The organism is Streptococcus sp. SGI.013 (assembly GCF_050315295.1).
Taxonomy (GTDB): Bacteria; Bacillota; Bacilli; order Lactobacillales; family Streptococcaceae; genus Streptococcus; species Streptococcus porcorum.
The window spans coordinates 1-25,065 of record NZ_JBNPOS010000010.1; the positions used below are offsets into that span (position 1 = coordinate 1).

The 25,065-nt window shown below is 37.5% G+C and carries 22 protein-coding genes and 1 other annotated feature; of the genes, 6 read left to right on the forward strand and 16 right to left on the reverse strand.

Annotated elements, in window-relative coordinates; translation table 11 throughout:
- The 4 genes from ACQRDX_RS03995 to ACQRDX_RS04010 form a co-directional block, all read right to left on the reverse strand.
- The coding region (locus ACQRDX_RS03995) for a LacI family DNA-binding transcriptional regulator (RefSeq protein ID WP_427896483.1) at window positions 1–1,013 on the reverse strand (1,013 nt) is incomplete at its 3' end.
- Between the two features lie 71 nt (window positions 1,014–1,084).
- Window positions 1,085–1,807: a hypothetical protein gene (locus tag ACQRDX_RS04000; protein ID WP_427896485.1), complete on the reverse strand. Its 723-nt coding sequence runs from the start codon at window positions 1,805–1,807 to the stop codon at window positions 1,085–1,087.
- Window positions 1,808–1,826: 19 nt separating this feature from the next.
- Entirely contained in the window at window positions 1,827–3,452 is a 1,626-nt protein-coding gene (locus ACQRDX_RS04005) for a glycoside hydrolase family 13 protein (RefSeq protein WP_427896487.1), read from the reverse strand.
- Window positions 3,453–5,057 (reverse strand): glycoside hydrolase family 13 protein, encoded by a 1,605-nt coding sequence (locus ACQRDX_RS04010; protein ID WP_427896489.1) that lies wholly within the window; start codon window positions 5,055–5,057, stop codon window positions 3,453–3,455. It lies immediately after the preceding gene.
- Between the two features lie 236 nt (window positions 5,058–5,293).
- Between ACQRDX_RS04010 and ACQRDX_RS04015 the strand changes: the two genes are divergently transcribed.
- The 3 genes from ACQRDX_RS04015 to ACQRDX_RS04025 all read left to right on the forward strand — a co-directional run bounded on the left by ACQRDX_RS04015 (window position 5,294) and on the right by ACQRDX_RS04025 (window position 8,862).
- Window positions 5,294–6,532, forward strand: a complete 1,239-nt coding sequence (locus ACQRDX_RS04015) for an extracellular solute-binding protein (protein WP_427896491.1) — start codon at window positions 5,294–5,296, stop codon at window positions 6,530–6,532.
- 132 nt (window positions 6,533–6,664) lie between these two features.
- On the forward strand, window positions 6,665–8,026 hold the full coding sequence (locus tag ACQRDX_RS04020) for a carbohydrate ABC transporter permease (RefSeq protein WP_427896493.1): 1,362 nt from the start codon (window positions 6,665–6,667) through the stop codon (window positions 8,024–8,026).
- Window positions 8,026–8,862, forward strand: coding sequence for a sugar ABC transporter permease (locus ACQRDX_RS04025; protein ID WP_354367469.1), 837 nt, complete (start codon window positions 8,026–8,028; stop codon window positions 8,860–8,862). The genes ACQRDX_RS04020 and ACQRDX_RS04025 overlap by 1 nt, the downstream gene beginning before the upstream one ends.
- A gap of 87 nt (window positions 8,863–8,949) precedes the next feature.
- Here the strand turns inward: ACQRDX_RS04025 and ACQRDX_RS04030 are convergent, their stop codons facing one another.
- Entirely contained in the window at window positions 8,950–9,180 is a 231-nt protein-coding gene (locus ACQRDX_RS04030) for a DUF1797 family protein (protein WP_354367471.1), read from the reverse strand.
- An 83-nt stretch (window positions 9,181–9,263) separates the two neighbouring features.
- Complete coding sequence (gene argF, locus ACQRDX_RS04035) at window positions 9,264–10,238, reverse strand: ornithine carbamoyltransferase (protein WP_354367473.1); 975 nt, start codon at window positions 10,236–10,238, stop codon at window positions 9,264–9,266.
- A gap of 198 nt (window positions 10,239–10,436) precedes the next feature.
- Here argF and ACQRDX_RS04040 point away from each other — a divergent pair, with 198 nt between their 5' ends.
- From ACQRDX_RS04040 to ACQRDX_RS04050, 3 genes are all read left to right on the forward strand, one after another.
- On the forward strand, window positions 10,437–12,683 hold the full coding sequence (locus ACQRDX_RS04040; RefSeq protein ID WP_427894741.1) for an AAA family ATPase: 2,247 nt from the start codon (window positions 10,437–10,439) through the stop codon (window positions 12,681–12,683).
- 98 nt (window positions 12,684–12,781) lie between these two features.
- Entirely contained in the window at window positions 12,782–13,228 is a 447-nt protein-coding gene (locus ACQRDX_RS04045) for an NUDIX domain-containing protein (protein ID WP_427894744.1), read from the forward strand.
- Window positions 13,229–13,283: 55 nt separating this feature from the next.
- Window positions 13,284–13,583 carry a DUF1827 family protein gene (locus tag ACQRDX_RS04050; protein ID WP_354369851.1) on the forward strand — a complete coding sequence of 100 codons (300 nt, stop codon included), beginning with the start codon at window positions 13,284–13,286 and terminating at the stop codon, window positions 13,581–13,583.
- A gap of 166 nt (window positions 13,584–13,749) precedes the next feature.
- On the opposite strand, the gene ileS is transcribed toward ACQRDX_RS04050, so the two are convergent.
- The 10 genes from ileS to ACQRDX_RS04100 form a co-directional block, all read right to left on the reverse strand.
- Complete coding sequence (gene ileS / locus ACQRDX_RS04055; protein ID WP_427894747.1) at window positions 13,750–16,542, reverse strand: isoleucine--tRNA ligase; 2,793 nt, start codon at window positions 16,540–16,542, stop codon at window positions 13,750–13,752.
- 34 nt (window positions 16,543–16,576) lie between these two features.
- Window positions 16,577–16,792, reverse strand: a binding site (T-box leader).
- Window positions 16,782–17,636 (reverse strand): DivIVA domain-containing protein, encoded by an 855-nt coding sequence (locus ACQRDX_RS04060; protein WP_354369849.1) that lies wholly within the window; start codon window positions 17,634–17,636, stop codon window positions 16,782–16,784. Its footprint overlaps the feature before it by 11 nt.
- Window positions 17,637–17,654: 18 nt before the next feature.
- Complete coding sequence (locus ACQRDX_RS04065; protein ID WP_427894749.1) at window positions 17,655–18,431, reverse strand: RNA-binding protein; 777 nt, start codon at window positions 18,429–18,431, stop codon at window positions 17,655–17,657.
- Between the two features lie 5 nt (window positions 18,432–18,436).
- The gene (locus ACQRDX_RS04070) at window positions 18,437–18,694 is read right to left on the reverse strand and encodes a YggT family protein (RefSeq protein ID WP_354369847.1); all 258 of its coding nucleotides are present in this window, start codon (window positions 18,692–18,694) and stop codon (window positions 18,437–18,439) included.
- Window positions 18,695–18,698: 4 nt separating this feature from the next.
- A complete protein-coding gene (locus tag ACQRDX_RS04075; protein WP_427894752.1) occupies window positions 18,699–19,331 on the reverse strand; it encodes a cell division protein SepF in 633 nt (210 codons plus the stop codon).
- A gap of 10 nt (window positions 19,332–19,341) precedes the next feature.
- Window positions 19,342–20,013 carry a YggS family pyridoxal phosphate-dependent enzyme gene (locus tag ACQRDX_RS04080; protein ID WP_427894754.1) on the reverse strand — a complete coding sequence of 224 codons (672 nt, stop codon included), beginning with the start codon at window positions 20,011–20,013 and terminating at the stop codon, window positions 19,342–19,344.
- 2 nt (window positions 20,014–20,015) lie between these two features.
- Complete coding sequence (gene ftsZ / locus ACQRDX_RS04085) at window positions 20,016–21,299, reverse strand: cell division protein FtsZ (protein ID WP_427894756.1); 1,284 nt, start codon at window positions 21,297–21,299, stop codon at window positions 20,016–20,018.
- A 12-nt stretch (window positions 21,300–21,311) separates the two neighbouring features.
- On the reverse strand, window positions 21,312–22,730 hold the full coding sequence (ftsA, locus tag ACQRDX_RS04090) for a cell division protein FtsA (RefSeq protein ID WP_427894758.1): 1,419 nt from the start codon (window positions 22,728–22,730) through the stop codon (window positions 21,312–21,314).
- Window positions 22,731–22,917: 187 nt separating this feature from the next.
- Window positions 22,918–23,982: a cell division protein FtsQ/DivIB gene (locus ACQRDX_RS04095; RefSeq protein ID WP_427894760.1), complete on the reverse strand. Its 1,065-nt coding sequence runs from the start codon at window positions 23,980–23,982 to the stop codon at window positions 22,918–22,920.
- Window positions 23,983–23,988: 6 nt separating this feature from the next.
- A complete protein-coding gene (locus ACQRDX_RS04100) occupies window positions 23,989–25,065 on the reverse strand; it encodes a UDP-N-acetylglucosamine--N-acetylmuramyl-(pentapeptide) pyrophosphoryl-undecaprenol N-acetylglucosamine transferase (protein WP_427894762.1) in 1,077 nt (358 codons plus the stop codon).

Sequence of the window (25,065 nt, forward strand, 5' to 3'; positions counted from 1 at the left end):
TATTTTTTTAAGTTTCTAACACTCTCTCTTTTTTTCAATGTAAAAGGAACAATAACCTTTTCATTTTCATCTTTACTCACATCTAGTTTATCTAATAGACGTGCTAAACTCGCCTTACCCAGTTGAGGAATATTGATATCAAAAGTGGTTAAGTAAGGATGAATAATTTTTGCATAAGATGAATTGTTAAAAGAAACAATCGACACGTCATGTGGGACGTTAATATCATAAAAAGATAAAAATTGAATCACACGGACAGACAACATATCATCGACAACCACCAAAGCAGTTGCCTCAGTCTTATCTAATAGAGACTTAAAGGCATCTAAGCTAAGAGCATCTTCCTTATCAAATAAGATTGGATATTCTGCTACCAGTCCTCTTTTAGTCATTTCAATCTGATAACCTAAATAACGCTCTGAAAAGACTTGACCATTTAAATCATCTGTGACAAATAAAATCTTATCATGTCCGTTTTCTATCAAAACATCAACAGCTGTTCTCCCCATTAACTGGTTATCATTATCAATATATGTGATTTCATTTCCCAGCTCTTCTGGCTCACCCACCACAACAAACGGAATATTCTGCGCTGTCAGATACTCGCGAACAGGATCATCTTTTTGAGAGTATAAAACAATGAAGCCATCAACACGTCGTTGCTTGTACATTAACTCAACATGCTCAGTTAATTCTTCCACTGTGCTGGCAGTGGCAATAGAAACAGTAAAGGAGCGTTTTTTAGCTTCATTATTGATGACCGTTAAAATCTCCATGAAAAAAGGCTGAGCAACACGGTCTTTTGTTAGAGGAGGCAAAATCACACCAACAGAGCGCGTCAAGCCTGATGCTAACATCTTTGCGGCTACATTTGGAACATAGCCAAGTTCATCCATGGCTTTTTTCACTCTATCTTTGGTTTTTTGAGAGATGGCAGAGCTATCCTTTAAAGCACGACTGACAGTCGAGGGGTTCACTCCTGCTCTTTCTGCTACATCTTTTATCGTAACCATTTCTATCCTCCTTTCATTTTACCTCATTATATTTTGACATATCAAGTTAAGAAGTTCAAGGATAAACTCTATTAAAAATCATTAATAAGACTTTCCAACTCTTTATTAACCTCAATATAATTTTCAAGAAGCTTGAAGGCTAACTTAATGCCTACTTTAGTAGAATTGGCAAAAATCTCATCCACCACAGCAGCTTCTGCAGGAAAATGCTTTTCAAATCGACGAGCAGGATTTGCCCAGTCAATGGACTCTTTATGCAGACTTTCTTGACTAAGGGTAATCCCTGTCATGATATCATCTACAGCATGATCCAAGTAATAGTGAGCTGAAATCACCTCACCACGAAGAACACGCATTTTGGCAACATATAAATTGGTAATTGCTTCGTTAAAATACCAGTCAGGATTAGTTCGCACAGGGTCATGCTTACCTTTTAAACTAATCTCTTCTCGACTCCATAAGACCTTATCACAAGCCAGAGGAACCTCCTGATACTCTTTTTCAGTAAAAACAGCAAACTCAACATAGATGCCATCTGAATAAAGAACTTTATAGCCATCTGGCGTATTTTTAAATGAAAAAACCAAGCTAGCCGTTGGGGTCTCCAACCAATCCAGCTGATCTAACAAGTCTGGTTTTTCATCTTTCTCAGCTATGACAAAAAAATCAAGATCGGAATAATCATCCATTCTCTCTCTATCACTGCCTGTGGTTCCAATTCCAATAAGGGCTTGTGCACCCTTGATAGATTTGATATTTGCTATAATTTCGTCTAATCTCTCCAATTGTTCCATAACTCACCTCTTTATTTTTTCATATTTGATAAACAGCATAAAAATATGCTGGTAATGACAGGCTTTTTTTAAGCTCCAGCCCCTCTTTTTCAGACGACAATACTAGTCGCCAATTTTTATCTCTTATCACTTTAGGCATAGAAATTGAGACTTTCTCAGCTGTTAAATTCACTAAGATTAAACACGATTCTGTTTGACTTTGCCGCTGATAGACAAATACAGCCTCATGTCCTACTGAGATACGCTGATAGTTTCCGACTGCTATTGCCTGAGAATGATGACGTAGGTTGATCAAATTCTTATAGAGATAAAATACAGATTGCTCATCCTTTTGGGCTAAAGCGATATTTTTTTCTCTATATTGACTATTCACTCTTAGCCACGGTTTTACTGTAGAAAAACCAGCATAGCAACTAGCATCCCATTGCATCGGTGTTCTAGCATTGTCCTTACTCCAAGCTTTAGCCCGCTCAAAAGCCTCTTTATCTGCTAAAAGTTGACGATAACTTTCATAACGTCGCTTCATTTTAGGTTCATTGAACTCTTCTAAGCTTTTAAAATCACCATTTGTCATACCAATTTCTTGTCCTTGGTAGATAAAAGGTGTCCCCCTTAAACAAAAGTAAGCTACCGCAAAGGCTTTTGCAGAATCCTCACTCCCGTCACCAAAGGTATCAATAATTCTAGGAAGGTCATGATTTTCTAAGTATAAGCCCAACCACCCCTGCTCTTGCATATCTACTTGCCAACGGTCTAAAATCTCAATAAATTTGACAACATCTCCTTTACCTGTTTCAAAACGGTAATTATGCTCCCATTCAAACAGCATGCTCATATAACCATTAGGACCAGTCCATTTAGGAGCCTCTTGACTGGAGACACCACTTGCCTCACCAACTGTCAAGACATCATACTCTTCATAAATCGCCTTCATATCAGAGAGATAGGCTTCAATCCCTGAAACATTCATAAAGGGTTGATAAGCTCCATCTCCCTTTGAATCTTGAAGTTTTACATCCCAATCTGCCTTTTGAATATGGCTAATAGCATCTATTCTAAAGCCATCAATCCCTAACTCCAACCAAAATCGTATCATATTATAAATCGCTTGTCTTAGTTTCGGATTTTTCCAATTCAAATCAGGTTGCTTCTGATCAAATAAATGAAAATAATATTCATCAGTTAACGCATCGTAGGTCCAAGTCGATAAACCTGAAAATCCTATCCAATCATTAGGAGGACGATTATCTTTTCCCTTTTTCCAATGGTAAAAATCTCGGTAAGGACTGGTTTTTGAGGATTTAGCATCCCGAAACCAAGGATGTTGATCTGATGTATGATTGACCACTAAATCAAACAATACCTTTATCCCCATTTCATGAGCTTGTTGAATCAAGTCCTTGACATCTTCTAAAGTTCCATACTCAGGATTGATAGCATAGTAATCCGAGATATCATAACCATTATCGACATTGGGGGAGGCATACATCGGTGTTATCCATATAAAATCAATCCCTAGATCTTTTAAGTAAGCTAGCTTTGAAATGATACCCTTGATATCACCGATTCCATCACCATTACTATCACAAAAACTTCTTGGATAAATTTCATATCCAACTGCTGATTGGTACCAATCCTGTTTCATCTACTCTACCTCTACACAAAAAGCATCCCAAGGTTCTAAATCAACTTTTTTTAAGGTTTTAGGGTAAGGTCTATTAGCAATCACCTCTGACACCATATCATATCTAGATGAGAAGCTTTGGCTTTCATCTGATAGATTGACCACAACCAAATAAGTCTTCTCCTCATTTTTTCTTAAATAAGCAAAAACTTTATCTGCTGTTGTCAGAATCTCATAATCTGCTTCTACCAACCAATCTTGTGTTTTTCTCAAATTAACCAAAGCTTTATAGGTATAAAAAATAGATGATTTATCCGCTAGAGCTTTGGCGACATTGATAGTTTTATAATTAGGGTTAACGGCTAACCAAGGTTTTCCATTTGAAAAACCAGCATTCTCAGTATTATCCCACTGCATCGGGGTCCTTGCATTGTCTCGCCCTACAACTCGAATAGCATCCAAAATAGCTTCTTGGCTAACTCCCTTTGTGCTCGCTTCCTTGGCAAAATGAAGAGATTCTAAATCATTTATTTGATCTAAGTTTTCAAAGGGATAATTGGTCATCCCTATTTCTTCTCCTTGATAAATATAAGGCGTCCCTCTCATCAAGTGTAACAAGATAGCCAAGGCTTTCGCAGACTTTTCTCGGTAAACGCCACTATTGCCCCAAATAGACAACACCCTAGGCAAATCATGGTTATTCCAAAAAAGTGAATTCCAACCCTCTGTCACACCTAAATCCGTCTGCCACTTGCTTAAAATAGATTTTAGACGAGGAACATCAAGATCTGTGTACGACCACTTGTCTTTGCCTTCTTCATGTTGTAAGCCAATATGTTCAAATTGAAATACCATTGACAACTCATGATTTTCTTGTCTAGAATATTGTTTTGCGATATCAGGTGTCGCTCCCCAGGTTTCACCAACAGTTAACAAATCTTTCCCACAAAGCGTCTGTGAATGCATCTCCTTTAGGTAATCATGAAGTTTTGGACCATTATTAGCTATCAAGCGGTCAGGGATTTTACCGATCATATCAATCACATCCATCCGAAAACCTGCAATTCCCTTATCAATCCAAAAATTCATCATATCATATATTTTTTGACGAAGAACTGGATTTTCCCAATTTAAATCAGGCTGTTTTTTACCAAAAAAATGAAGATAGTATTGGCCCGAAGCATCATCATATTCCCAAGCAGAGCCTCCAAAGATAGAATCCAAAGCATTAGGCTCATCTCTCCAAATATAATATTCTCTTTCTGAACTAGACGGATTGGCCTTAGCTTCTATAAACCAAGCGTGCTCATCTGAGGTATGGTTGACCACTAAATCCATAATAATACGAATACCGCGACGTCTTGCTTCTGTTAGTAGCATCTCCATGTCGGCCATAGAACCAAATTCGTGTGCAATAGCTTCATAGTCAGAAATATCATAGCCGTTATCATCCATTGGACTCTGATAAACTGGGGATAACCAGATAGCAGTAATCCCTAAATAGTCCAAATAATCTAACTTACTAATAATCCCTTGAAGATCTCCGATACCATCGCCATTGGTATCTCTAAAACTCTTAGGATAGATTTGATAAATTACAGCTTGATGCCACCATTTCTTTTGCATAAATATCTCCTTTATTCTTTCAATTCATTTTTCATTCTACACCTTTTTTATAAAAAATCAATAATTTTATGCAAACGCTTGTTCTTTGTTTGCATACTATGTAAGACATTTTAGTGGTGAATTAACCCTATTTTTAAAAAAAATAAAAAAATATTGCAAAAGTACTTGACTTTTTTTGCAAACGATTGCATAATAGTCTTGTAAATAATTTATATCCCATTTTGGAGGAGAAAAGTATGAAATCTTGGAAAAAAGTGCTTATAAGCACAGCTGTTCTTTCACTTGCTGCTGGTGCAGCTCTTGTTGCCAATGCTCCTAAAGCTGAAGCTGCAGATACGACTACTATCAAACTTTGGGTTCCAACTGGAGCTAAAAAATCTTATCAAGATACTGTTAAGCAGTTTGAAAAAGAAAATAAAGGAATCAAAGTTAAGATTATCGAATCAAATGATTCCAAAGCACAAGAAAATGTGAAAAAAGATCCTTCTAAAGCTGCTGATGTTTTCTCACTACCACACGATCAACTTGGACAACTCGTTGAATCTGGTGTTATCCAAGAAATCCCAGAACAATACGCTGCAGCTATCGAGAAAAATGATACAGAACAAGCCCTTCTTGGTGCTCAATACAAAGGAAAAACTTATGCGTTCCCATTTGGTGTTGAATCACAAGTTCTCTTCTACAACAAAACAAAACTTTCTGAAGAAGATGTGAAGTCATACGAAACCATTACATCTAAAGCGACATTTGGTGCAACCTTTAAACAAATGAATGCCTATGTCACAGGCCCACTCTTCATGTCTGTAGGCGATACTCTATTTGGTGAATCTGGTGAAGATCCAAAAGGAACAAACTGGGGTAATGAAGCAGGTGTTTCTGTTCTCAAATGGATTGCTGCTCAAAAAGATAATTCTGGTTTTGTTAACCTTGATGCTAACAACGTGATGTCTAAATTTGGCGATGGATCTGTTGCTGCTATCGAATCAGGTCCATGGGATTATGATGCTGCTGTCAAAGCCGTTGGTGCTGAAAACCTCGGTGTTGCTGTTTATCCAAAAATTACTATCGGTGATAAAGAAGTCCAACAAAAAGCCTTCCTTGGTGTGAAACTATACGCTGTTAACCAAGCACCTGCTGGAACAGACACAAAACGTATCGCAGCTAGCTATAAACTTGCCGCAGCCTTAACAAGTGCAGAAAGCCAAAAAAATCAGTTTGAAACACGTAACATTGTCCCTTCAAACAAAGAAGTACAAGAATCAAGTGATGTTCAAAACAATATCCTAGCTCAAGCTGTGACACAAATGGCATCATCTTCAGACTACACAGTTGTTATGCCTAAACTTAGTCAAATGTCAACATTCTGGACAGAAAGTGCAGCTATCCTAAGCGATACTTACAATGGTAAAATTAAAGAAAGCAACTACCTCGATAAACTTAAACAATTCGATGAAGATATTGCTAATACAAAATAATCTTGTAAGTTGGTGAGGGGAGTGATCTCCTCACCGATTTTATTTATTAGTTAGTAGCCAATGTCTTCTAAGGTTCTCACTATTTGATGATTTTAGAAGACATTAACTACTAATTATCATTTGGAGGCATAAATGAATAATAATTATCTATTTGATTCTGTTTCTGTCAAAGAAGCCTTTCAAAAAGGTGGACTAGAAACCAAGTTATCTTTTCTTGTGATGGGATTTGCTAACTTTGCTAATAAGCAAATTGTGAAAGGAAGTTTATTCTTATCTACCCAAATCTTGTTTCTTATCGCTTTCTTTAGCCAAATTATTCCAAGTATCAAAGGTCTGATCACCCTTGGTACAAAATCTCAAGGAATGGTCACAAAAGAAATCGATGGGATTAAAATGCAAGTTGCCGTAGAAGGTGACAACTCCATGCTCCTTCTCATTTTTGGGCTGGCATCACTCATCTTTTGTGCAATATTTGCTTACATTTACTGGTGTAACTTAAAGAGTGCGCGTAATCTCTATGTCTTAAAACGCGAAGGAGAGCCTGCACCAAGCTTCAAAGAGGATTTTAAAACGTTAGCCAATGGACGTTTCCATATGACCTTAATGGCTATTCCTCTTTTAGGGGTCTTGCTCTTTACCATCCTCCCTCTTATTTATATGGTCACTCTTGCCTTTACCAATTATGACCACAATCACCTCCCACCTAAATCACTTTTTGATTGGGTCGGATTAACCAATTTCGGAAATATCTTTACTGGTCGTATGGCTGGAACCTTCTTCCCAGTTTTATCTTGGACTTTAATTTGGGCAGTATTTGCTACCGTTACTAACTTCTTTTTTGGTATCGTTTTAGCTCTTCTTATTAACACCAAAGGGCTAAAAGGGAAAAAAGTATGGCGAACCATTTTTGTCATCACCATGGCAGTGCCCCAATTCATCTCACTATTAATCATGCGTAACCTTCTTAACGATGAAGGACCACTTAATGCACTATTGATGAATATGGGCTTGATTAAACACGCGCTTCCGTTTCTCTCAGACCCAATCTGGGCTAAATTCTCTATCATTTTTGTCAATATGTGGGTCGGAATCCCAGTCACTATGTTAGTTGCTACGGGGATCATCATGAACCTTCCTAGCGAACAAATTGAAGCTGCTGAAATTGATGGGGCAAGCAAATTCCAAATCTTTAAATCCATCACTTTCCCTCAAATTCTGTTGATCATGACACCAACCCTTATCCAACAATTTATCGGAAACATCAACAACTTCAACGTCATCTACCTTCTTACACAAGGTGGACCAACTAACTCTGAATACTACCAAGCAGGTTCAACTGATCTTTTGGTAACTTGGTTGTATAACCTGACCGTCACTGCTGCTGATTACAACATCGCCTCAGTTGTCGGAATCCTCATCTTTGTTCTATCTGCTATCTTCAGTCTTTTAGCTTATACTAGAACAGCATCTTACAAAGAAGGAGTAGCCAAATAATGCAAAATAAAAAACGATTAAATTTAGCTTTTGTTTATACACTTCTAACAGTCTTATCCATCATTTGGCTTTTTCCGATTGTATGGGTAGTTTTGACCAGTTTTCGTGGTGAAGGAACAGCCTATGTCCCTTACTTCATCCCTAAAACCTTTACTTTAGATAATTACGTTCAACTCTTTACAAATAGCTCTTTTCCTTTTGGACGTTGGTTCTTAAATACCTTTATCGTTGCCTTAGCTAGTTGTGTTATTTCAACATTTATTACTGTTGCTATGGCCTACTCTCTTAGCCGAATCAAATTTAAACACAGAAATGGCTTTTTAAAGCTAGCTCTTGTACTTAATATGTTCCCTGGCTTTATGAGTATGATTGCTGTTTATTATATTTTAAAAGCTCTTAACCTTGACCAAACTTTAACAGCCTTAGTTCTTGTTTACTCTTCAGGAGCAGCTTTAGGCTTCTATATTGCAAAAGGTTTCTTTGACACCATCCCCTACTCACTGGATGAGTCAGCAATGATCGATGGGGCAACACGTCTTGACATTTTCTTCAAGATTACACTGCCACTCTCAAAACCAATTATTGTTTACACTGCTTTGATGGCCTTTATCGCACCTTGGATGGACTTCATTTTTGCTAAAGTTATTCTTGGTGACGCCACTAATAAATACACCGTTGCTATTGGACTCTTCTCTATGTTGCAACAAGATACCATCAATGACTGGTTTATGTCCTTTACTGCAGGATCTGTTCTTATCGCTATTCCAATCACCTTGCTATTTATGTTCATGCAAAAATACTACGTTGAAGGCATTACAGGCGGTTCTGTTAAATAAAATCATAAGGCTTGGAATTTTCCAAGCCTTTATCCTATTAAGATATAGAAAAAGTCCCAGAGCTAGCTCTGGGACTTTTTCTATATCTTAATAAAGTAGGTCATAAATTTCCATAGCAATTAAATCAATGCTATCAAATGTGTAAGATTCACGCGCTTCCATATCACGAAGGGTAAACACTGGTCCATTTTCTGGATCATTGTTAAATGCAACCTCTGCGACAACAACACCATCACGCTCAAAATTGCGTTTCAAGTTTCCGCCATCTGTCGCCATTAATTCAAGGCGGTTAATAATTCTCACTAAATGTGATTCCATCTTATCTTTTCTCCTCTAATCGTTTTATAGACAACTCTATTTTATCATAAAACTAGGGATTCTAACAAGCAAAGCCCTTATTTTTAGCTATTTTTTAGTGTCTCATGCATAATAGCCTTAATTGAGTGCATGCGATTTTCTGCTTCTTGGAAGATATATGGACTGTAAGTTTTAAAAACGTCATCCGTTATCTCTAAAGCCTCATAGCCATATTTGTCATAAAGTTCTTGACCGATCTGCGTCTTAGTATCATGAAAAGCTGGTAAACAATGTAAAACAATGGCGTCTTTATTCTCTACTTTTTCTAAAAGCTCCGCGTTGATCTGGTAAGGCATCAGCAAATCAATACGCTCCTTAAAGTCCACCTCTTCTCCCATGGATACCCAGACATCAGTATAGAGAATATCAGCTCCCTTAACCGCTTCAACATCATCTGTAACCGTGATCTGTCCCCCTGTTTGGTGTTGTTTGGCAATAGCGAGAACTTCCTTATCAGGCTGCAGACTCTTAGGGGCAATGATAGAAATATCTAGACCTAGCTTGGCTGCAGTGACCAAAAGCGAATTAGCCATATTATTACGTCCATCTCCCAAATAAGCCAAATGCAAACCTTCCAAATGCCCAAAGACTTCTTTAATGGTTAAAAAATCAGCAATCATCTGTGTAGGATGCCACTCATCTGTCAGACCATTCCAAACAGGTACACCTGAGTATTGAGCCAGCGTTTCAACATCCTCTTGTTTAAACCCACGATATTCAATCCCATCAAACATAGACCCTAAAACCTTAGCCGTATCTTCAACAGACTCCTTTTGCCCCAATTGAATCTCCCCTGCTCCTAAATAAGTGACAGCCATTCCCAAATCCTGACCTGCCACCGTAAAGGCAGAGCGTGTACGGGTTGAAGCCTTTTCAAAAATCAAAGCAATGTTCAAGCCCTCATGGTAACGATGAGGAACCTTATTTTTTTTGAGTTGTTTAAATTCCTCAGACTTTTTGATGAAATGCAATAATTCTTCTTTTGTAAAATCAATCTCTTTTAAAAATGATTGTGCCATTGGTTTACCTCTTTTTTGTATTTTTATACTATTTTAGTATATTTATTCATAAATGTAAACTTTATTTTTATAATTTTATAAAATCATGCTCAAAAATTGTCTTTTAACAGCTTTAGTGCTATAATGAACTTATATTTGACCAAGTTTGACCAAAAAAGTCATCTGGTCTGAAATCTAGATAGAAATCGAGGAAAAGATATGCTGTGTCAAAATTGCAAAATGAATGATTCTACCATTCACCTCTATACAAATATTAACGGACAACAAAAACAAATTGACCTCTGTCAAAATTGTTATCAAATTATGAAGACTGATCCTAGCCAAACGATTTTAGGCGGACTAAATGGACAAACAACCCAAGATAGTATGGATCCATTTTTTGATGATTTCTTTGGAGATTTAAATAATTTTAGAGCCTTTAATACTCCTAATCGCCCTAAAACTCCCGACACACAAGCTGGTCAAAGAGGACCTGGTGGTGGGAATGGCGGTTTTACCAATGGTCCCCGTCCTAACTCACAACCTCAAGAAAAAGGCCTGCTAGACGAATTTGGAATTGATGTCACAGAGATTGCTCGTAAAGGTAATATTGATCCTGTTATCGGACGTGACGAGGAGATTATTCGTGTCATTGAAATTTTAAACCGTCGGACTAAAAATAACCCCGTTCTCATTGGAGAACCTGGTGTTGGGAAGACGGCTGTTGTTGAAGGATTAGCTCAAAAGATTATCGATGGTGATGTTCCTCAAAAACTTCAAGCTAAAAAAGTGATTCGTTTGGATGTCGTTAGTTTAGTTCAAGGAACAGGTATTCGTGGACAATTTGAAGAGCGCATGCAAAAATTAATGGATGAGATTCGTCGCCGTCAAGATGTTATCCTCTTTATTGATGAAATCCATGAAATTGTTGGAGCAGGGGGTACAAGCGAAGGTAATATGGATGCCGGTAACATTTTAAAACCTGCTTTAGCTCGTGGTGAGCTTCAAATGGTGGGAGCAACTACTCTCAATGAATACCGCATCATTGAAAAAGACGCTGCACTGGAACGACGTATGCAGCCTGTAAAAGTAGATGAACCAAGTGTTGAAGAAACTATTACAATTTTAAAAGGCATTCAAAAAAAATACGAAGATTATCACCATGTTAAGTACACTAACGAGGCTATTCAAGCTGCTGCTATCCTTTCAAATCGCTATATTCAAGACCGCTTCTTACCAGATAAAGCCATCGACCTATTAGATGAAGCTGGCTCAAAATTAAACTTGACCCTTAATTTTGTGGACCCTAAAGAAATCGATCAACGTTTAATTGAAGCTGAAAATCTCAAAGCTCAAGCAACACGTGATGAAGATTATGAGCGCGCAGCTTACTTCCGTGATCAAATTGTCAAGTATAAAGAACTACAAAATGCTAAAATTGACGAACAAGATGTTCCTATTATTACAGAAAAAACTATCGAAGCCATTGTAGAGCAAAAAACGAATATCCCTGTTGGTGATCTTAAAGAAAAAGAACAAACCCAGTTGGTCAATCTGGCAGAAGATTTAAAAGCTCACGTCATCGGTCAAGATACCGCCGTTGATAAAATTGCAAAAGCCATCCGTCGTAATCGTGTTGGACTAGGTTCTCCGAATCGTCCTATTGGTAGTTTCCTTTTTGTAGGACCAACTGGAGTTGGAAAAACTGAGCTTTCCAAACAGCTCGCAATTGAGCTATTTGGTTCTGCTGATAGCATGATTCGTTTTGACATGAGTGAATATATGGAAAAACATGCCGTTGCCAAACTGGTTGGAGCTCCTCCTGGTTATGTTGGATATGATGAGGCAGGACAATTAACTGAAAAAGTTCGCCGCAATCCATACTCTCTCATCCTACTTGACGAGGTTGAAAAAGCACATCCTGATGTGATGCACATGTTTTTACAAGTCTTGGATGATGGCCGTTTAACAGACGGTCAAGGACGAACAGTAAGTTTCAAGGATACCATTATTATTATGACCTCAAACGCTGGAACAGGCAAAGTTGAAGCATCTGTTGGCTTTGGAGCTGCACGCGAAGGACGAACTAGCTCTGTGATGAACCAACTCGGTGATTTCTTTAGTCCAGAATTTATGAACCGCTTTGATGGGATTATTGAATTCCAACCTCTCAGCAAAGACAATTTACTGCAAATTGTTGATCTTATGCTAGCTAATGTCAATGAGCGCTTATCAGCTAACGATATTCATCTTGAGGTGACCGATAAAGTAAAAGAAAAGCTAGTTGATCTCGGCTATGATCCTAAAATGGGAGCAAGACCACTCCGTCGTACCATTCAGGATCACATTGAAGATGCTATCACTGACTTCTACCTTGAAAATCCGAGTGAAAGACAACTTAAAGCCGTGATGACCAGCAATGGGCATATTATGATTAAATCTTCTAAAAAATCCGAAGATAACTAAAAAGAGTAAGAAAAATCTTACTCTTTTTTCAATTTTCAAACAATTTCATTAGGCAAGCGCTAACTTTTATAGTATAATACTGTGAAAGGAGAATTATCATGAATCCAACTTTCGGTGAAAAAATTGAGCAGGTCAGTTATCATAACCGCTATGGTGTTTATGCGGTCATTCCCAACCTAACTAAAGATCAGATTATTTTAGTTCAAGCTCCTAACGGTGCCTGGTTTCTACCTGGAGGCGAAATCGAAGAAAATGAAGATCATTTTTCAGCCCTTGAACGTGAATTACTTGAAGAACTTGGTTTTTCAGCAACTCTTGGACAATATTATGGACAAGCTGATGAGTATTTTTACTCTAGCCATCGTGATAAATATTTTTACAATCCTGCATACATCTATGAGGTCACTTCTTTTAAAGAAATTAGTCAACCACTTGAGGATTTTAACCATATTGCTTGGTTTCCAGTTGATACGGCTATTGAAAAACTCAAGCGAGGAAGTCATAAATGGGGTATCGAAATGTGGAAAAAATCACAGCAAGACTAGTCTCACTCCTAGTTTAGTGCTATAATAGACCTATAAGAAATTGAGGAGGAAAATTATGAAATTAATCAATACAACTCGTAGCCACTCAGCTTTGGTTCGTAGTCAACTGGAAAATACTGATGCTACACTAGTGGAAACTTACTCTGCTGGTAACACAGATGTCATTTTTACACAAGCTCCTAAACACTATGAGTTAGTGATCACCAACAAGCACCGCGCCATTAAAGAAAATGAACTTGAAACAATTCGTGAATTTTTCCTCAAGCGTAAAATCGACAAAACTAGCATTCTGCAAGAACAAATCAAAACAATCCACACTTCTAATTTAATTGAAATTTCCATCCCTATTATTTAAAAGCTGGTTTATCCAGTTTTTTTACAATAAAAGACTACTGACTTGATTCTTTTTACAAATATACTTCGATCTAAATAGAGCTAGATAAGTTCCCTAAAAGGACATACCTTATCTTTTAATATAAAAAACGAGATTGCGTTTTACACTCAATCTCATTTTTTTATACTTATTTTTCTTCAAATCCTTCAGCTACTGCTTGAGGGAAATTTTCTTCTACTACTGTAGCACAGTGATCACAGATAAGAGCTTTATAAGGACGTTCAGTCACACTGGTATCAATACGACGGCAACGTTCACAAACTTCACCAGCTGCTCTTTCAACAGTAAAGGCAAGGTCTTCAATCACTGTTGCTTCTGCTGGAGCCTTATCTTCTAAGACTGTTAGATCAGAAACAATCAATAATTGTGCGATATCTGCTTCTAGTGAATCTAATAGAGCTTTTGTTTCTGCGTTCACATAGACAGTCAAATGCGCTTCCAGTGACTTACCAATAACTTTTTCGTTACGTGCTTCTTCCAAAGCTTTTTGCGTTTGCGTACGGAAGTTCATGAAAGCTTCCCATTTTTCAAGTAAGTCTGCCTCATTTGCAAAAGCTTCCACTTCTGGAATTTCGGCTAATTGGACAAACTCCTCTTCTTCATACTCAAGATAAGACCAGATTTCCTCTGATGTATGTGGAAGGATTGGGGTCAATAGTTTTGTGATTTTCACAAGGATGTCATAAAATACTGTTTGCATTTGACGACGTGCCACAGCATTTGCCCCTTCAATGTAAACAACATCTTTTGCAAAATCAAGATAAAAAGCTGATAAATCAAGAGTCACAAAGTTTACAACGGCCTTATAGATAGCCATAAAGTCATAGTTTTCATAGGCTTTTCGAATTTGTCCCACTAATTTGTTAAACTTAACCATTGTGAATTGATCAACTGATCGAAGATTCTCATAAGCCACTTTATCCGTTGCTGGATTAAAATCAGAGGTATTGGCAATCAAGAAACGTAAAGTATTACGGATTTTACGATAAGTTTCTGATACTTGTGATAAGATCTCCATTGATACACGAACGTCATTTGAGGTATCTACAGAAGTCACCCATAAACGTAAGATTTCTGCTCCAAATTGCTTTTCAACATCACTTGGTAAAATGGTATTACCTAGTGATTTAGACATTTTAAGCCCTTTACCATCAAGAACAAAACCTTGAGATAACACAGCCTTATATGGTGCATGCCCATTAACAGCAACAGAAGTAATCAGAGAAGAATTAAACCAACCACGATATTGATCTGACCCTTCAAGATAAAGATCAGCTGGATAAGAAAGATGATCACGAGCATTCATCACACCATTCCATGAGCTACCTGAATCAAACCAAACATCCATAATATCTGTTTCTTTGGTGAATTCTCCATTAGGAGAACCTGGATGAGTAAAGCCTTCAGGAAGAAGTTCTTTAGCATCACGTTGCCACCAAACAATTGAACCATGCTCTTCAAAAAGATTAGCGATATGATCGGTTACTTCTTTAGTTAGAATAGCTGTCCCATCCTCAGCATAGAAAATTGGCAGGGGGACACCCCAAGCACGTTGACGTGAAATAACCCAATCACCACGATCACGAATCATATTATAAAGACGTGTTTTTCCCCATCCTGGATAAAAGTTTGTTGCCTCAATTTCATCTAGGATCTCTTGACGGAATTGAGAGACTGAAGCAAACCATTGTGGAACAGCACGCCAAATAATTGGCTTTTTAGTACGCCAATCAAATGGATAAGAGTGGTTAATGACCTCACTGGCAAGAAGTAAATCTCCCAACTTCTCCTTAACAGTAGGAACAACCTTATCATAAAATTGCCCTGCCAAATCTGGACCTGCGTTTTCCATCATGATCCCACGACTATCAACTGTAACTGCAACTTCTAAATTATACTTGATACCAACATTATAGTCATCCTCACCAAAACCTGGGGCTGTATGAACAATACCTGTACCAGAATCTGTGGTGACATGATCACCTAAGATAACTAATTCTTCAACTTCTGTATCCCAAGGGTGTTCTGTTACAATGTATTCTAATTCAGACCCCTTATAAGTAGCAATGATTTCAAATTGTTCCCAACCAAATTTAGTGGCTAGTTGATCTACCAAAGCTTCTGCTACCACATACTGACGATCTTGTCCATTTGGTTTCACAGAAACATAAGTCATATCAGGTCCGACTGTCAAACCACGAGAGGCGGTGATGGTAAATGGTGTCGTCGTCCATACCACGATATAAGTCCCCTGATCAAGAACCCCTTTACCGTCTTTAACTTTGTTCGCATAATAAAGTGATGTTGAATCAATATCATGGTATTCAATCTCAGCTTCTGCAAGAGCCGATTCAGATGACCATGACCAATAAACTGGCTTAGCCCCACGATAAATATAGCCTTTATCTGCCATACTACCAAACACACGAATTTGAGCCGCCTCATAATCTTTTGTTAAGGTAATATAAGGATTTTCCCAGTCCCCAAGGACACCTAAGCGTTTGAAATCTGTACGCTGTTTATCAACTTGGCTTAGGGCATAATCCTTACACATTTCAAGATAAGCCACTAAATCCATCTCTTTACGCTTAACACCTTGTTTAGCTAAGACCTGTTCAATCGGAAGACCGTGAGTATCCCATCCTGGAACATAAGGAGCACGGAATCCCATCATTGATTTAGAACGGATAATAATATCTTTAGAAATTTTATTCAAGGCATGACCAACATGAATATTACCATTCGCATATGGGGGGCCGTCATGTAAATGAAAGGCTGGTTTTCCTTCATTAAGTTCTTGACGACGGGCATAAATATTTGCTTCATCCCAAGCCGCTTGCCATTGTGGCTCTTTATTGGGTAAGCCAGCTCGCATTGGAAAAGCCGTTTTTCCAAGATTCAGTGTTTCTTTTAATTTCATATCTACCTCTCAATATATAAAAAGAGCTTTCATCAAAAAGGACGAAAGCTCGTGGTACCACCTTAGTTTGGACTCCTACTACGAAAAGTCCCTCTTATGCTCTTAAGGCGAGCTCACCTTTTATCCTACTGTCCTTCAGATAAAATACTAACAAAGCGATGATAACAGATACAGGGATTGCAGGGCTCACACCATCTCCTACTCGCTAAAAATATGTATCTGATACCGTATTTTTGTTATTAGTCTTGATTAAAATTGATTTTAAAAGTTTGTGTATCCCCTAAATTAGGTTCTGTTGGCTCCACATCATCAAAGGTAATAAATGACTCAGAAGGAATTTCAGTCACAACTTGTTCTGATACTTCCTCTTGGATAGCCTGTGACTCTAATTCAGCATGTGCTTCTTCTTTTAAAGCCATTTCAACTTTTTGATTGCTTTCTGCAACACGACGTTGAAGTTCTTCCATCTCTTCTGCTGTAAACTGACGAGTAGCATCGAAGGATTCAAAATCAGAAGTTTCATCTAAAACATGCTCATCTAAAACTTTTTCTACTACTTCTCTAAATGCAGCATCTGAATTTTGTAAATAGACAGCTGTTGGCTTCAATAACTCTGCCCACTCTGGAGCGTTGATCAAGCCAAGCTGACCTTCTACTGAAGCAAGCAAACGTTGATGGAAAACACGACTTTGACGCTTCAAATCCTCAGTTTCTACAGCAATGCGTTTTGCCTCATCTGTAGCATCACGTAAAATTTCATTAGCTTTGAGTTTTGCTTCATCAACCAAGCGTGTTGATTCATAATTTGCTTTATTCAACATATTTTCAGACTCTGTTAAAGCTGATGACTTCACTTTCTCTGCTGTTTCTTGAGCTAGAATAACTGACTGGCTCAATGATTCTTTCATATCATCAAAATAAAGAATCTTTTCTTCTAAACTTTTAATACGATCAGCTTGTTCACGATTTTTGCGAACCAATTCCTCAAAATCATCAACTAAAATATCTAAAAATTCATCAACTTCTTCAACATTATAACCACGAAATTTGGTCGTAAAAGTCTTATCTTTAATATCTACTGCTGTAATTGCCATGCTTTTCTCCTTATTATTTTAGGTCTTTTCTATTCTAATTTTATATTTGCCGCTTTTTGTCAATCCCAAATCAGACGTTAAATAAAATCGTCCAAAACCTCTAACGCTAATCAAATCACCAATGCTCAACATGACAGAAGGTTTTGTCATAACACGATAATTTAGTTTCACTTTTTCAGTTGTAATCAATTTTAAGGCCTGACTACGTGATAATTTTAATACGCTTGATAAGACTTTGTCAAGTCTTAAACTGGATAAAATCAGATCTTTAGTGTCTCTTTCTTCATAGGATACAATAGACTGACTGTAATCAACTTCATTTAATTGAACAGATACTCTAGAGATCTTAGTAATTTCAGAGACAAAATGGCTAGATAATCTTTGATCCACAAACACTTGTGCCCTGCCATCTTCGACTAAAATATCACCAAAAACTGTTCGTTTCACGCCCATCTGATGTAATAAAGCTCCTAGAATTTGACGATGTTCCAATTGATTAAATTTATTTGCATATTTAATCTCCAGCAGAGCGATTTCAAAATCTTTTTCCTCTAAAATATAGTAGTCAGGTGCAATAATGACACGAGCATATTCTCGTGTCATATATTGATTTGATGAAAAACATTTTAATCCTGATCTGTTAGCAAGTGCTTGATAAATTTCGACCTGTCTAGGATTGATAAAAGGTGTCAATAACAAACTGTAGCGCGTTTCAACAAAACGAATATCATTTTCTACTTTTTCAACGAAAGCTAGCTCATCTTTACTAAAATGTTGGGTCAGTGAGTGTTCCATTTTATCTATATCAACACCATAATCAAGAGTCGTCCTAGAAAATTCAACAAAAATAGTGCTACTAAAATTGTAAAATCTAAACCAGCAAACTGCAAATTCAATCTCCTAAGAGGTGTTATAACAGGAGAGACTATATTTTCTAACCATCTTCCTATACCAGAAGAAGATGCTCCTGGGAACCAAGATAATAAAGCATAGGCAATGAGTAAAAATGAGTAAACATCTAGCAAACGTAATAATACATATATTAAGTATCCAAACATATTTTTATCGACGCTTCATATCATAATCAAAATTATAGTCTTGAGTATTTGAAGATAAGCTAATGTCTTCAGCCTCAACAACAACATTAATTGGGGTCAACAAGTACATTGATGAACCAACCTTTTGTAAGGTTCCGCCTAAAACATGACTAGCTCCATCAATAAAATCTAGACATCGTCTGGCTTGTGCATCTAACATATATTGAAAATCAATCAAGACACACTCTTGAGAAGCTAACAGATCTACAATTTCTGTAGCATCTTCATATTTTTTAGGATATTTTATTGCAATCGTAATCATTTCTTTTTGTGTCAAATAGTTGTCCGGTCCTTGTTTCGGATAGTTAGGGGTTTGTGATTCTCTTGTTCGATAAGAACTTGTTTGTTCATTAGAAGTAAGTTGACGAGCAGTAGCCGCAATTGATTGAGGTCTCTCTGCTGATCTTTGCCTCTGAGTTTCCGTCTTGACTGGTTGCTCTCTCTTTGGAGGCAATTCCTGTCTAACTTCTGGTATAGAAGACTCCTCTTCCACTCTTAGAGAACCTGATAAAGCAGTATCAGATGATTCTTCTAATTCATTTTCTTCATCTGTTTCAAAGTAAGAAACAATTCTATTTAGTCCATTTTTAAACATCATGATCTCTCCATTATTCAAAAAATGCTGTCCCTACTCTAACAAAAGTTGCACCATTTTTAATAGCAATGGGGTAATCTCGTGTCATCCCCATACTCAATTCTGTCAAAGGCATATTAGGAAGTTTTAATGAAGCCAATTGGCAACGTAAAGATTCTGTCTTTGAAAAAATCTCTTGTAATTGCTTATCGTCTGCATCAAATGGCGCCATGGTCATCAAACCAACTAGCTCAATATGTTTTAACTCTTGTAATTCTTCTAAAACAGAAGTAACCTCTGTCGTAGAAAAGCCATGCTTACTTTCTTCACCAGATACATTGACTTGCAAGAAACACTTTATTGTATGTTCGGCACGCTTATCAATTTCTCTTGCCAGCTTGACGGAATCTAGAGCATGAAAATAATCTACCAAATTGATAACATCTTTAACTTTTCTGCGTTGGAGAGTCCCGATAAAATGCCATACCACGCCATCATCATTTAGAACTTGATATTTCTCTAGAAATTTATCGGCACGATTTTCACCAATATGTCGAATACCTGTAGATAAAACTTGACGCGTGGCAGCAATATCAACATATTTTGTCACTGCAATAACCTTTACAGATTCTGGAGAGCGTTTCGCCTCCAAACACGCAGCTGCAACAGCATTTTCTATATTTTTTTTATTTTGATTTAGATCCATTATTAACGATTTTTAAAGAAAGGCGGTGTTTCTAATTCGTCATCTACTTCTGGCTTGCTTGAGAACGTTGAAACTTTTAGCTGACTATCTAACTCTCCCTCAGTTGGGCGTTTGATGTTATCACGTCTTAAATCCCAATTACCAAATGATGATGGCTGTGATGGATTATTAAAATCTTGATAAGCTGAACCTTGAGTTGGTGCTTCTACACCACTTGACAGGTCAAAATCATAATTTGGACGACGATTAAAACCTGTTTGAGGCTGGGAATCAGAAGACTCTGATTGTGTTTGACGTACAGGACGAACACCTACTGCACCAGCTGCTTTTTCTTGGCCAACTCCAGTTGCCACAACAGTAACACGGATTTCATCTTTCATACTGTCATCAATCGAAGTTCCTAACCAAATGTTAACACCATGTCCAGCTGCCTGACTAACAATTTCTGAAGCTTCTTCTGCCTCAATCAATGTCATATCAAGACCACCTGTCACGTTAACGATAACATCTTCGGCACCATCAATAGTTGTTTCAAGTAATGGAGAATAAATTGCCTTACGCGCAGCTTCTACCACACGCTCCTCACCTGAACCAATCCCGATTCCCATAAGTGCATTACCTTTACTTGCCATAACAGTTTTCACATCAGCAAAGTCAAGGTTGATCAACCCTGGACTAGTAATCAAATCGGTAATCCCTTGAACACCTTGTCTAAGAACGTTATCAGCTTCACTCAAAGCTTCAAGAAGTGGTGTCTTTTTATCAACAATTTCAAGGAGATTATTATTTGAAATAATCAATAAAGTATCAACTTGTTCACGCAGCTCAGAAATCCCTTCAACTGCAAAGTTACCACGTTTATTCCCTTCAAAACCAAATGGTCGTGTCACAACAGCAACTGTTAAGGCCCCTAGACTTTTAGCAATACGAGCAATTACTGGAGCAGCTCCTGTACCTGATCCGCCCCCCATGCCTGCTGTGATGAAGACCATATCTGCACCAGTTAATGCTTCAGTCAATGCCTCTTCACTTTCCTCAGCTGCTTTACGACCAACTTCAGGTTGACCTCCAGCACCTAAACCACGAGTTAATTTAGGACCTAACTGAATGACTGTCTCTGCTTTTGAACTACTTAAGGCTTGAATATCTGTGTTAGCTGCAATAAATTCTACACCTGCTACACCTTCTTCAATCATGCGGTTGATAGCGTTTCCTCCGCCACCTCCTACACCGATAACTTTAATAACTGCACCTTGTACTGATGCCGCATCGAATGAAAATGCCATTTTTTATCCTCTCTAATCAAACATACTTCCAAAAATTCCACGTACACGATCTGAAAATTTCGTTTTTGGTTCCGTTGAGTTTACCTCTTGTTGTTGAAGGCGTGTTGTCGGTTCTGCTGGTGGAACTTGATATCCCGTCTCAACTGAAGCTTTTGGCGTTTGATAACGCTCATAATCTCCTACTGGATAAGATTGTTGAGTAGGTTGTTTCACTGGTTGAGTTGGAGCAGAACGATAAATATCAATAGGTTGTTGACGTAACATCGCATCACCGTAAATGGCTCTTTGCGAAATTTCATCAACCTCTGTTAAAGTACCTACATATTCCACCATACCAATCACATTGGCAAAAATAGGATTACGAATTCCAACTTGGTTTGGAACATATAGCTTCACTTGAGTTCCTAAAACTTGCTCAGCTAACTCAACAATACCTGGAAGAATAGCACCCCCACCAACTAAAATAACACCACCTGGTAAATCTAATAAGCGTCCACGCTCTAAATCTTGTCGAACCTGATCTAAGATGTGTTTAAGGCGAGCAGAGATAATCTCAGCTAGATACCGTTCTGTTATTTCAACCGGCTCACGTGCACCTACAACCTCAACTTGGACTGTTTCAGTATCGCTAGCTTGCTCGACATTGGCTTCTCCAAAATTAAATTTCAAAGATTCTGCTGTCTGAAGGGAAGTTTTCAGTACTTTAGAAATGTCTTTAGTAATATAGTCTCCACCTTCAATATAGACATTAGTATATTCTAACTCTTGAGCACGCATAGCTGCAACTGTTGTCTGTCCACCGCCTAAATCAATAACGATGCCTCCAAACTCACGCTCACCTTCATTTAAGATGGAACGTGTCAGAGAAAGAGGGGTAATGATAATATGCTCTGCTTTGATACCAGCTCGCTCTACTGTACGACGTAAGTTGTGGATAATAGTGCTTGGTCCTGTATAAATCAATGCACGCATTTCTAAGCGCGTTCCCATCATTCCTCTTGGATCACGTATACCTGCGAAAGTATCTACAACAAACTCTTTAGGAATAATAGAAATAACCTCTCTGTCTGGAACAATACTCTTTGTCAAGGCAGATTGGATAACACTCTCTACATCTTCATCCTTGATTTCTTTTGTATCACTAATGATAGGGACCATTCCTTGAGTAGGTTCAATTTGCAAAAGATTTGCAGGTAAGCCTACATTGACTGTTTCAATGGTCATACCTGACTTTTCTTCTGCTTGTTCAATCGCAGTTCTAATAGTTGCAGCTGCCGCCTCAATGTCTACAATGATGCCATCCTTAACACCTGAACTCTTGATGTTACTCACACCGATGACATTCATTTCTCCAGCAATATACTCTGCAACAAGAACTTTAATCGAGCTTGTACCAATATCTAATCCTGTAAAAAAGCCATTTCTAGCCATTCACTCGACCTCTCTATCTCTTCTTACTATTGATTTCTAATACTTCATTTACTGATAAACAATACTGCTTTTTGCAGAATTATTCAGGAAATATTATATCATAAAAAAAAGTAAAATGTTATCATTTTACCTTCTTTGTCATATAAAATTAATTTTTATTCCAACTAAATCAGACTTTCTCTGATTATTATTGACTTGCCTCAGTTGCAATAGTCTCTTGACTAGAGGAAGATGCCGTCGAAGTTTCACTTGTCGTGATATTAGTATCACTATTTTCCTCCGAAGTTGTATAGATACCAACCTCCATATCCACAACAACTGGAGACATCAAACTACTTTGAATTTTTTGATAATAGGGTAACTTTTCAGCTAGCTCAGATAAAGGGATTTTAAGCGTGTTACCATCTCTTAAAAGAATAGTTAATAAATCAGAGGTAGCCTTTGTTGGCGTTAAGCTAATTGATTGAAATTGTTGAAGATGTTCTTTTGATAATTTTTTTAACTGCTTCGCTAAAGTACTTACTTGTGATTGACTTAAACCATCAACCAGAGCCAAAGTAGAATCAATCTGATCACTAGCCAATTGTTCAGAAAGCTCCCCACTGCTTAAGATAGCTTGATAGTTGCCATCTTTGACCTGATAAGCAACTACTGGATATTCCTCAACCGTTAAAAGAAAATGATTAAACGGTTGATAAGTTAAACGAGCATCTTTCACCCAAACAGAATTTTTCTTTACATTTTCCTCTATTTGTTTACTATTTAAAATGGTCGTAAAAATATAATCACTCGTTTTAATCTCTGTCGCTTTAAGTAAAGCATTTGAATCGGCTTCTTGTTGCCCTGTAACATCAATTACCTTTTGTGTTGCAAATGGTGTAATCAAAAAAATTGACCAAAGTAAGATTAAGCTTGAAAGAGTTATAACCGTTATCACACCAAAACGTTGTGAGGCAGGCATACGTCTTGCCTTTTTTTGTGCTTTTTGTTGTGATTTTATCCGCTTTTGATCTTGTTTTTTCTTTCTTTTTTCACGTTTCAGTATCGCTCTTTTTTCTGAGGGTGTTAGCGCTGCCTCTATCTCCTCTTGCTCTCTTGCTAAGCGCTTAGCCAATTCTTCCTTTCTTTGTTTTTCGCGTTCTTTTTTTTCGCGCTCTTTTTTTTCAATAAACTCTAGATTGCGTTGTTGCCACTCGGTTAACTCTGCTTGAGTCCCCACCTCTACTTGTTCTTTATCTTCTGATTTTGACATAATCCTCTACTTTCTCTTAAGCTTCTCGTTGATATCTTCTAAGAGAAGTTGGTAGAAGTCTTCTTGTGATTTTAAATCTTGTGTTTTTTCCATTGCTTGATAAAAATCCGACCGACTCTCCCAAATCTTATCTAAGGACGTTTTTAAATGAGGGTAATCAAAGTCTTGTTCATATAATGTCAGAGCATAACCTCTTTTTTCAAAATAATCTGCATTTTCTAGTTGATCGCCTCGACTAGCTTCTTTCCCCAAAGGAACAATAAGATGTAGCTTTTTCATAGCAACCAATTCAAAAATTGTGTTGGAGCCACCACGAGTCACAACAATGTCTGCTAGATTCATCAAGGGTTGATATAAATCCGTAACATAGTCCACACGATATAAGTTTTTAGAAAGCGTATTAAGACTAGAATCTCCGGAGATATTAATAACATTGTAGTCTTTTGTTAAATCTGAAGTATTAGTAATCAACTCATTAAAAACCCGTGCTCCCCCAGAGCCTCCAATAAATAAGAGCGTCTGACGGTCTGAATCAAAGTGAGCGATGATTTCATCTAATGCTGGCGTTTTGACATCAACATTTGTTCCTACTTTAGTAATCGCACCGACATGTTTTGACTTGACTTGTTGCTCGCCTTGCTCAAAAGTCGTGTACATGGTTGTCGCAAAACGATAAGCAATCTTATTAGCTAATCCCATTGATAAATCTGACTCATGTATAAAAACAGGAATTCCTAATGTTTTAGCGGCAATAACGGGAGGTACAGATACAAAGCCTCCTTTTGAAAAAAGGGCTTGTGGACGAATTTTTGCTAGAATAACCATAGCTTGCAGAATACCAAAACCAACTTTAAACACATCAAGCATGTTTTGCCAGCTAAAGTAGCGACGTAATTTTCCTGTTGCAATTCCATGAAAGGTGATGTCAAAGCCTGATTTTTGAATTTCTTTGTATTCAACACCTTTTTTATCGCCTATATAATGAACTTCCCAGCCATCTTTGATAAATTTGGGAATCAATATCAAATTCAAAGTAACATGCCCTACTGTTCCACCACCCGTGAAAACGATCTTTTTAGCCAT

Coding starts and splice junctions, on each gene's coding strand:
- ACQRDX_RS04000 (WP_427896485.1), bottom strand. CDS start 1,807: ATGGAACAATTGGAGAGATTAGACGAAATTATAGCAAATATCAAATCT.
- ACQRDX_RS04005 (WP_427896487.1), bottom strand. CDS start 3,452: ATGAAACAGGATTGGTACCAATCAGCAGTTGGATATGAAATTTATCCA.
- ACQRDX_RS04010 (WP_427896489.1), bottom strand. CDS start 5,057: ATGCAAAAGAAATGGTGGCATCAAGCTGTAATTTATCAAATCTATCCT.
- ACQRDX_RS04015 (WP_427896491.1), top strand. CDS start 5,294: ATGAAATCTTGGAAAAAAGTGCTTATAAGCACAGCTGTTCTTTCACTT.
- ACQRDX_RS04020 (WP_427896493.1), top strand. CDS start 6,665: ATGAATAATAATTATCTATTTGATTCTGTTTCTGTCAAAGAAGCCTTT.
- ACQRDX_RS04025 (WP_354367469.1), top strand. CDS start 8,026: ATGCAAAATAAAAAACGATTAAATTTAGCTTTTGTTTATACACTTCTA.
- ACQRDX_RS04030 (WP_354367471.1), bottom strand. CDS start 9,180: ATGGAATCACATTTAGTGAGAATTATTAACCGCCTTGAATTAATGGCG.
- argF (WP_354367473.1), bottom strand. CDS start 10,238: ATGGCACAATCATTTTTAAAAGAGATTGATTTTACAAAAGAAGAATTA.
- ACQRDX_RS04040 (WP_427894741.1), top strand. CDS start 10,437: ATGCTGTGTCAAAATTGCAAAATGAATGATTCTACCATTCACCTCTAT.
- ACQRDX_RS04045 (WP_427894744.1), top strand. CDS start 12,782: ATGAATCCAACTTTCGGTGAAAAAATTGAGCAGGTCAGTTATCATAAC.
- ACQRDX_RS04050 (WP_354369851.1), top strand. CDS start 13,284: ATGAAATTAATCAATACAACTCGTAGCCACTCAGCTTTGGTTCGTAGT.
- ileS (WP_427894747.1), bottom strand. CDS start 16,542: ATGAAATTAAAAGAAACACTGAATCTTGGAAAAACGGCTTTTCCAATG.
- ACQRDX_RS04060 (WP_354369849.1), bottom strand. CDS start 17,636: ATGGCAATTACAGCAGTAGATATTAAAGATAAGACTTTTACGACCAAA.
- ACQRDX_RS04065 (WP_427894749.1), bottom strand. CDS start 18,431: ATGGAACACTCACTGACCCAACATTTTAGTAAAGATGAGCTAGCTTTC.
- ACQRDX_RS04070 (WP_354369847.1), bottom strand. CDS start 18,694: ATGTTTGGATACTTAATATATGTATTATTACGTTTGCTAGATGTTTAC.
- ACQRDX_RS04075 (WP_427894752.1), bottom strand. CDS start 19,331: ATGATGTTTAAAAATGGACTAAATAGAATTGTTTCTTACTTTGAAACA.
- ACQRDX_RS04080 (WP_427894754.1), bottom strand. CDS start 20,013: ATGGATCTAAATCAAAATAAAAAAAATATAGAAAATGCTGTTGCAGCT.
- ftsZ (WP_427894756.1), bottom strand. CDS start 21,299: ATGGCATTTTCATTCGATGCGGCATCAGTACAAGGTGCAGTTATTAAA.
- ftsA (WP_427894758.1), bottom strand. CDS start 22,730: ATGGCTAGAAATGGCTTTTTTACAGGATTAGATATTGGTACAAGCTCG.
- ACQRDX_RS04095 (WP_427894760.1), bottom strand. CDS start 23,982: ATGTCAAAATCAGAAGATAAAGAACAAGTAGAGGTGGGGACTCAAGCA.
- ACQRDX_RS04100 (WP_427894762.1), bottom strand. CDS start 25,065: ATGGCTAAAAAGATCGTTTTCACGGGTGGTGGAACAGTAGGGCATGTT.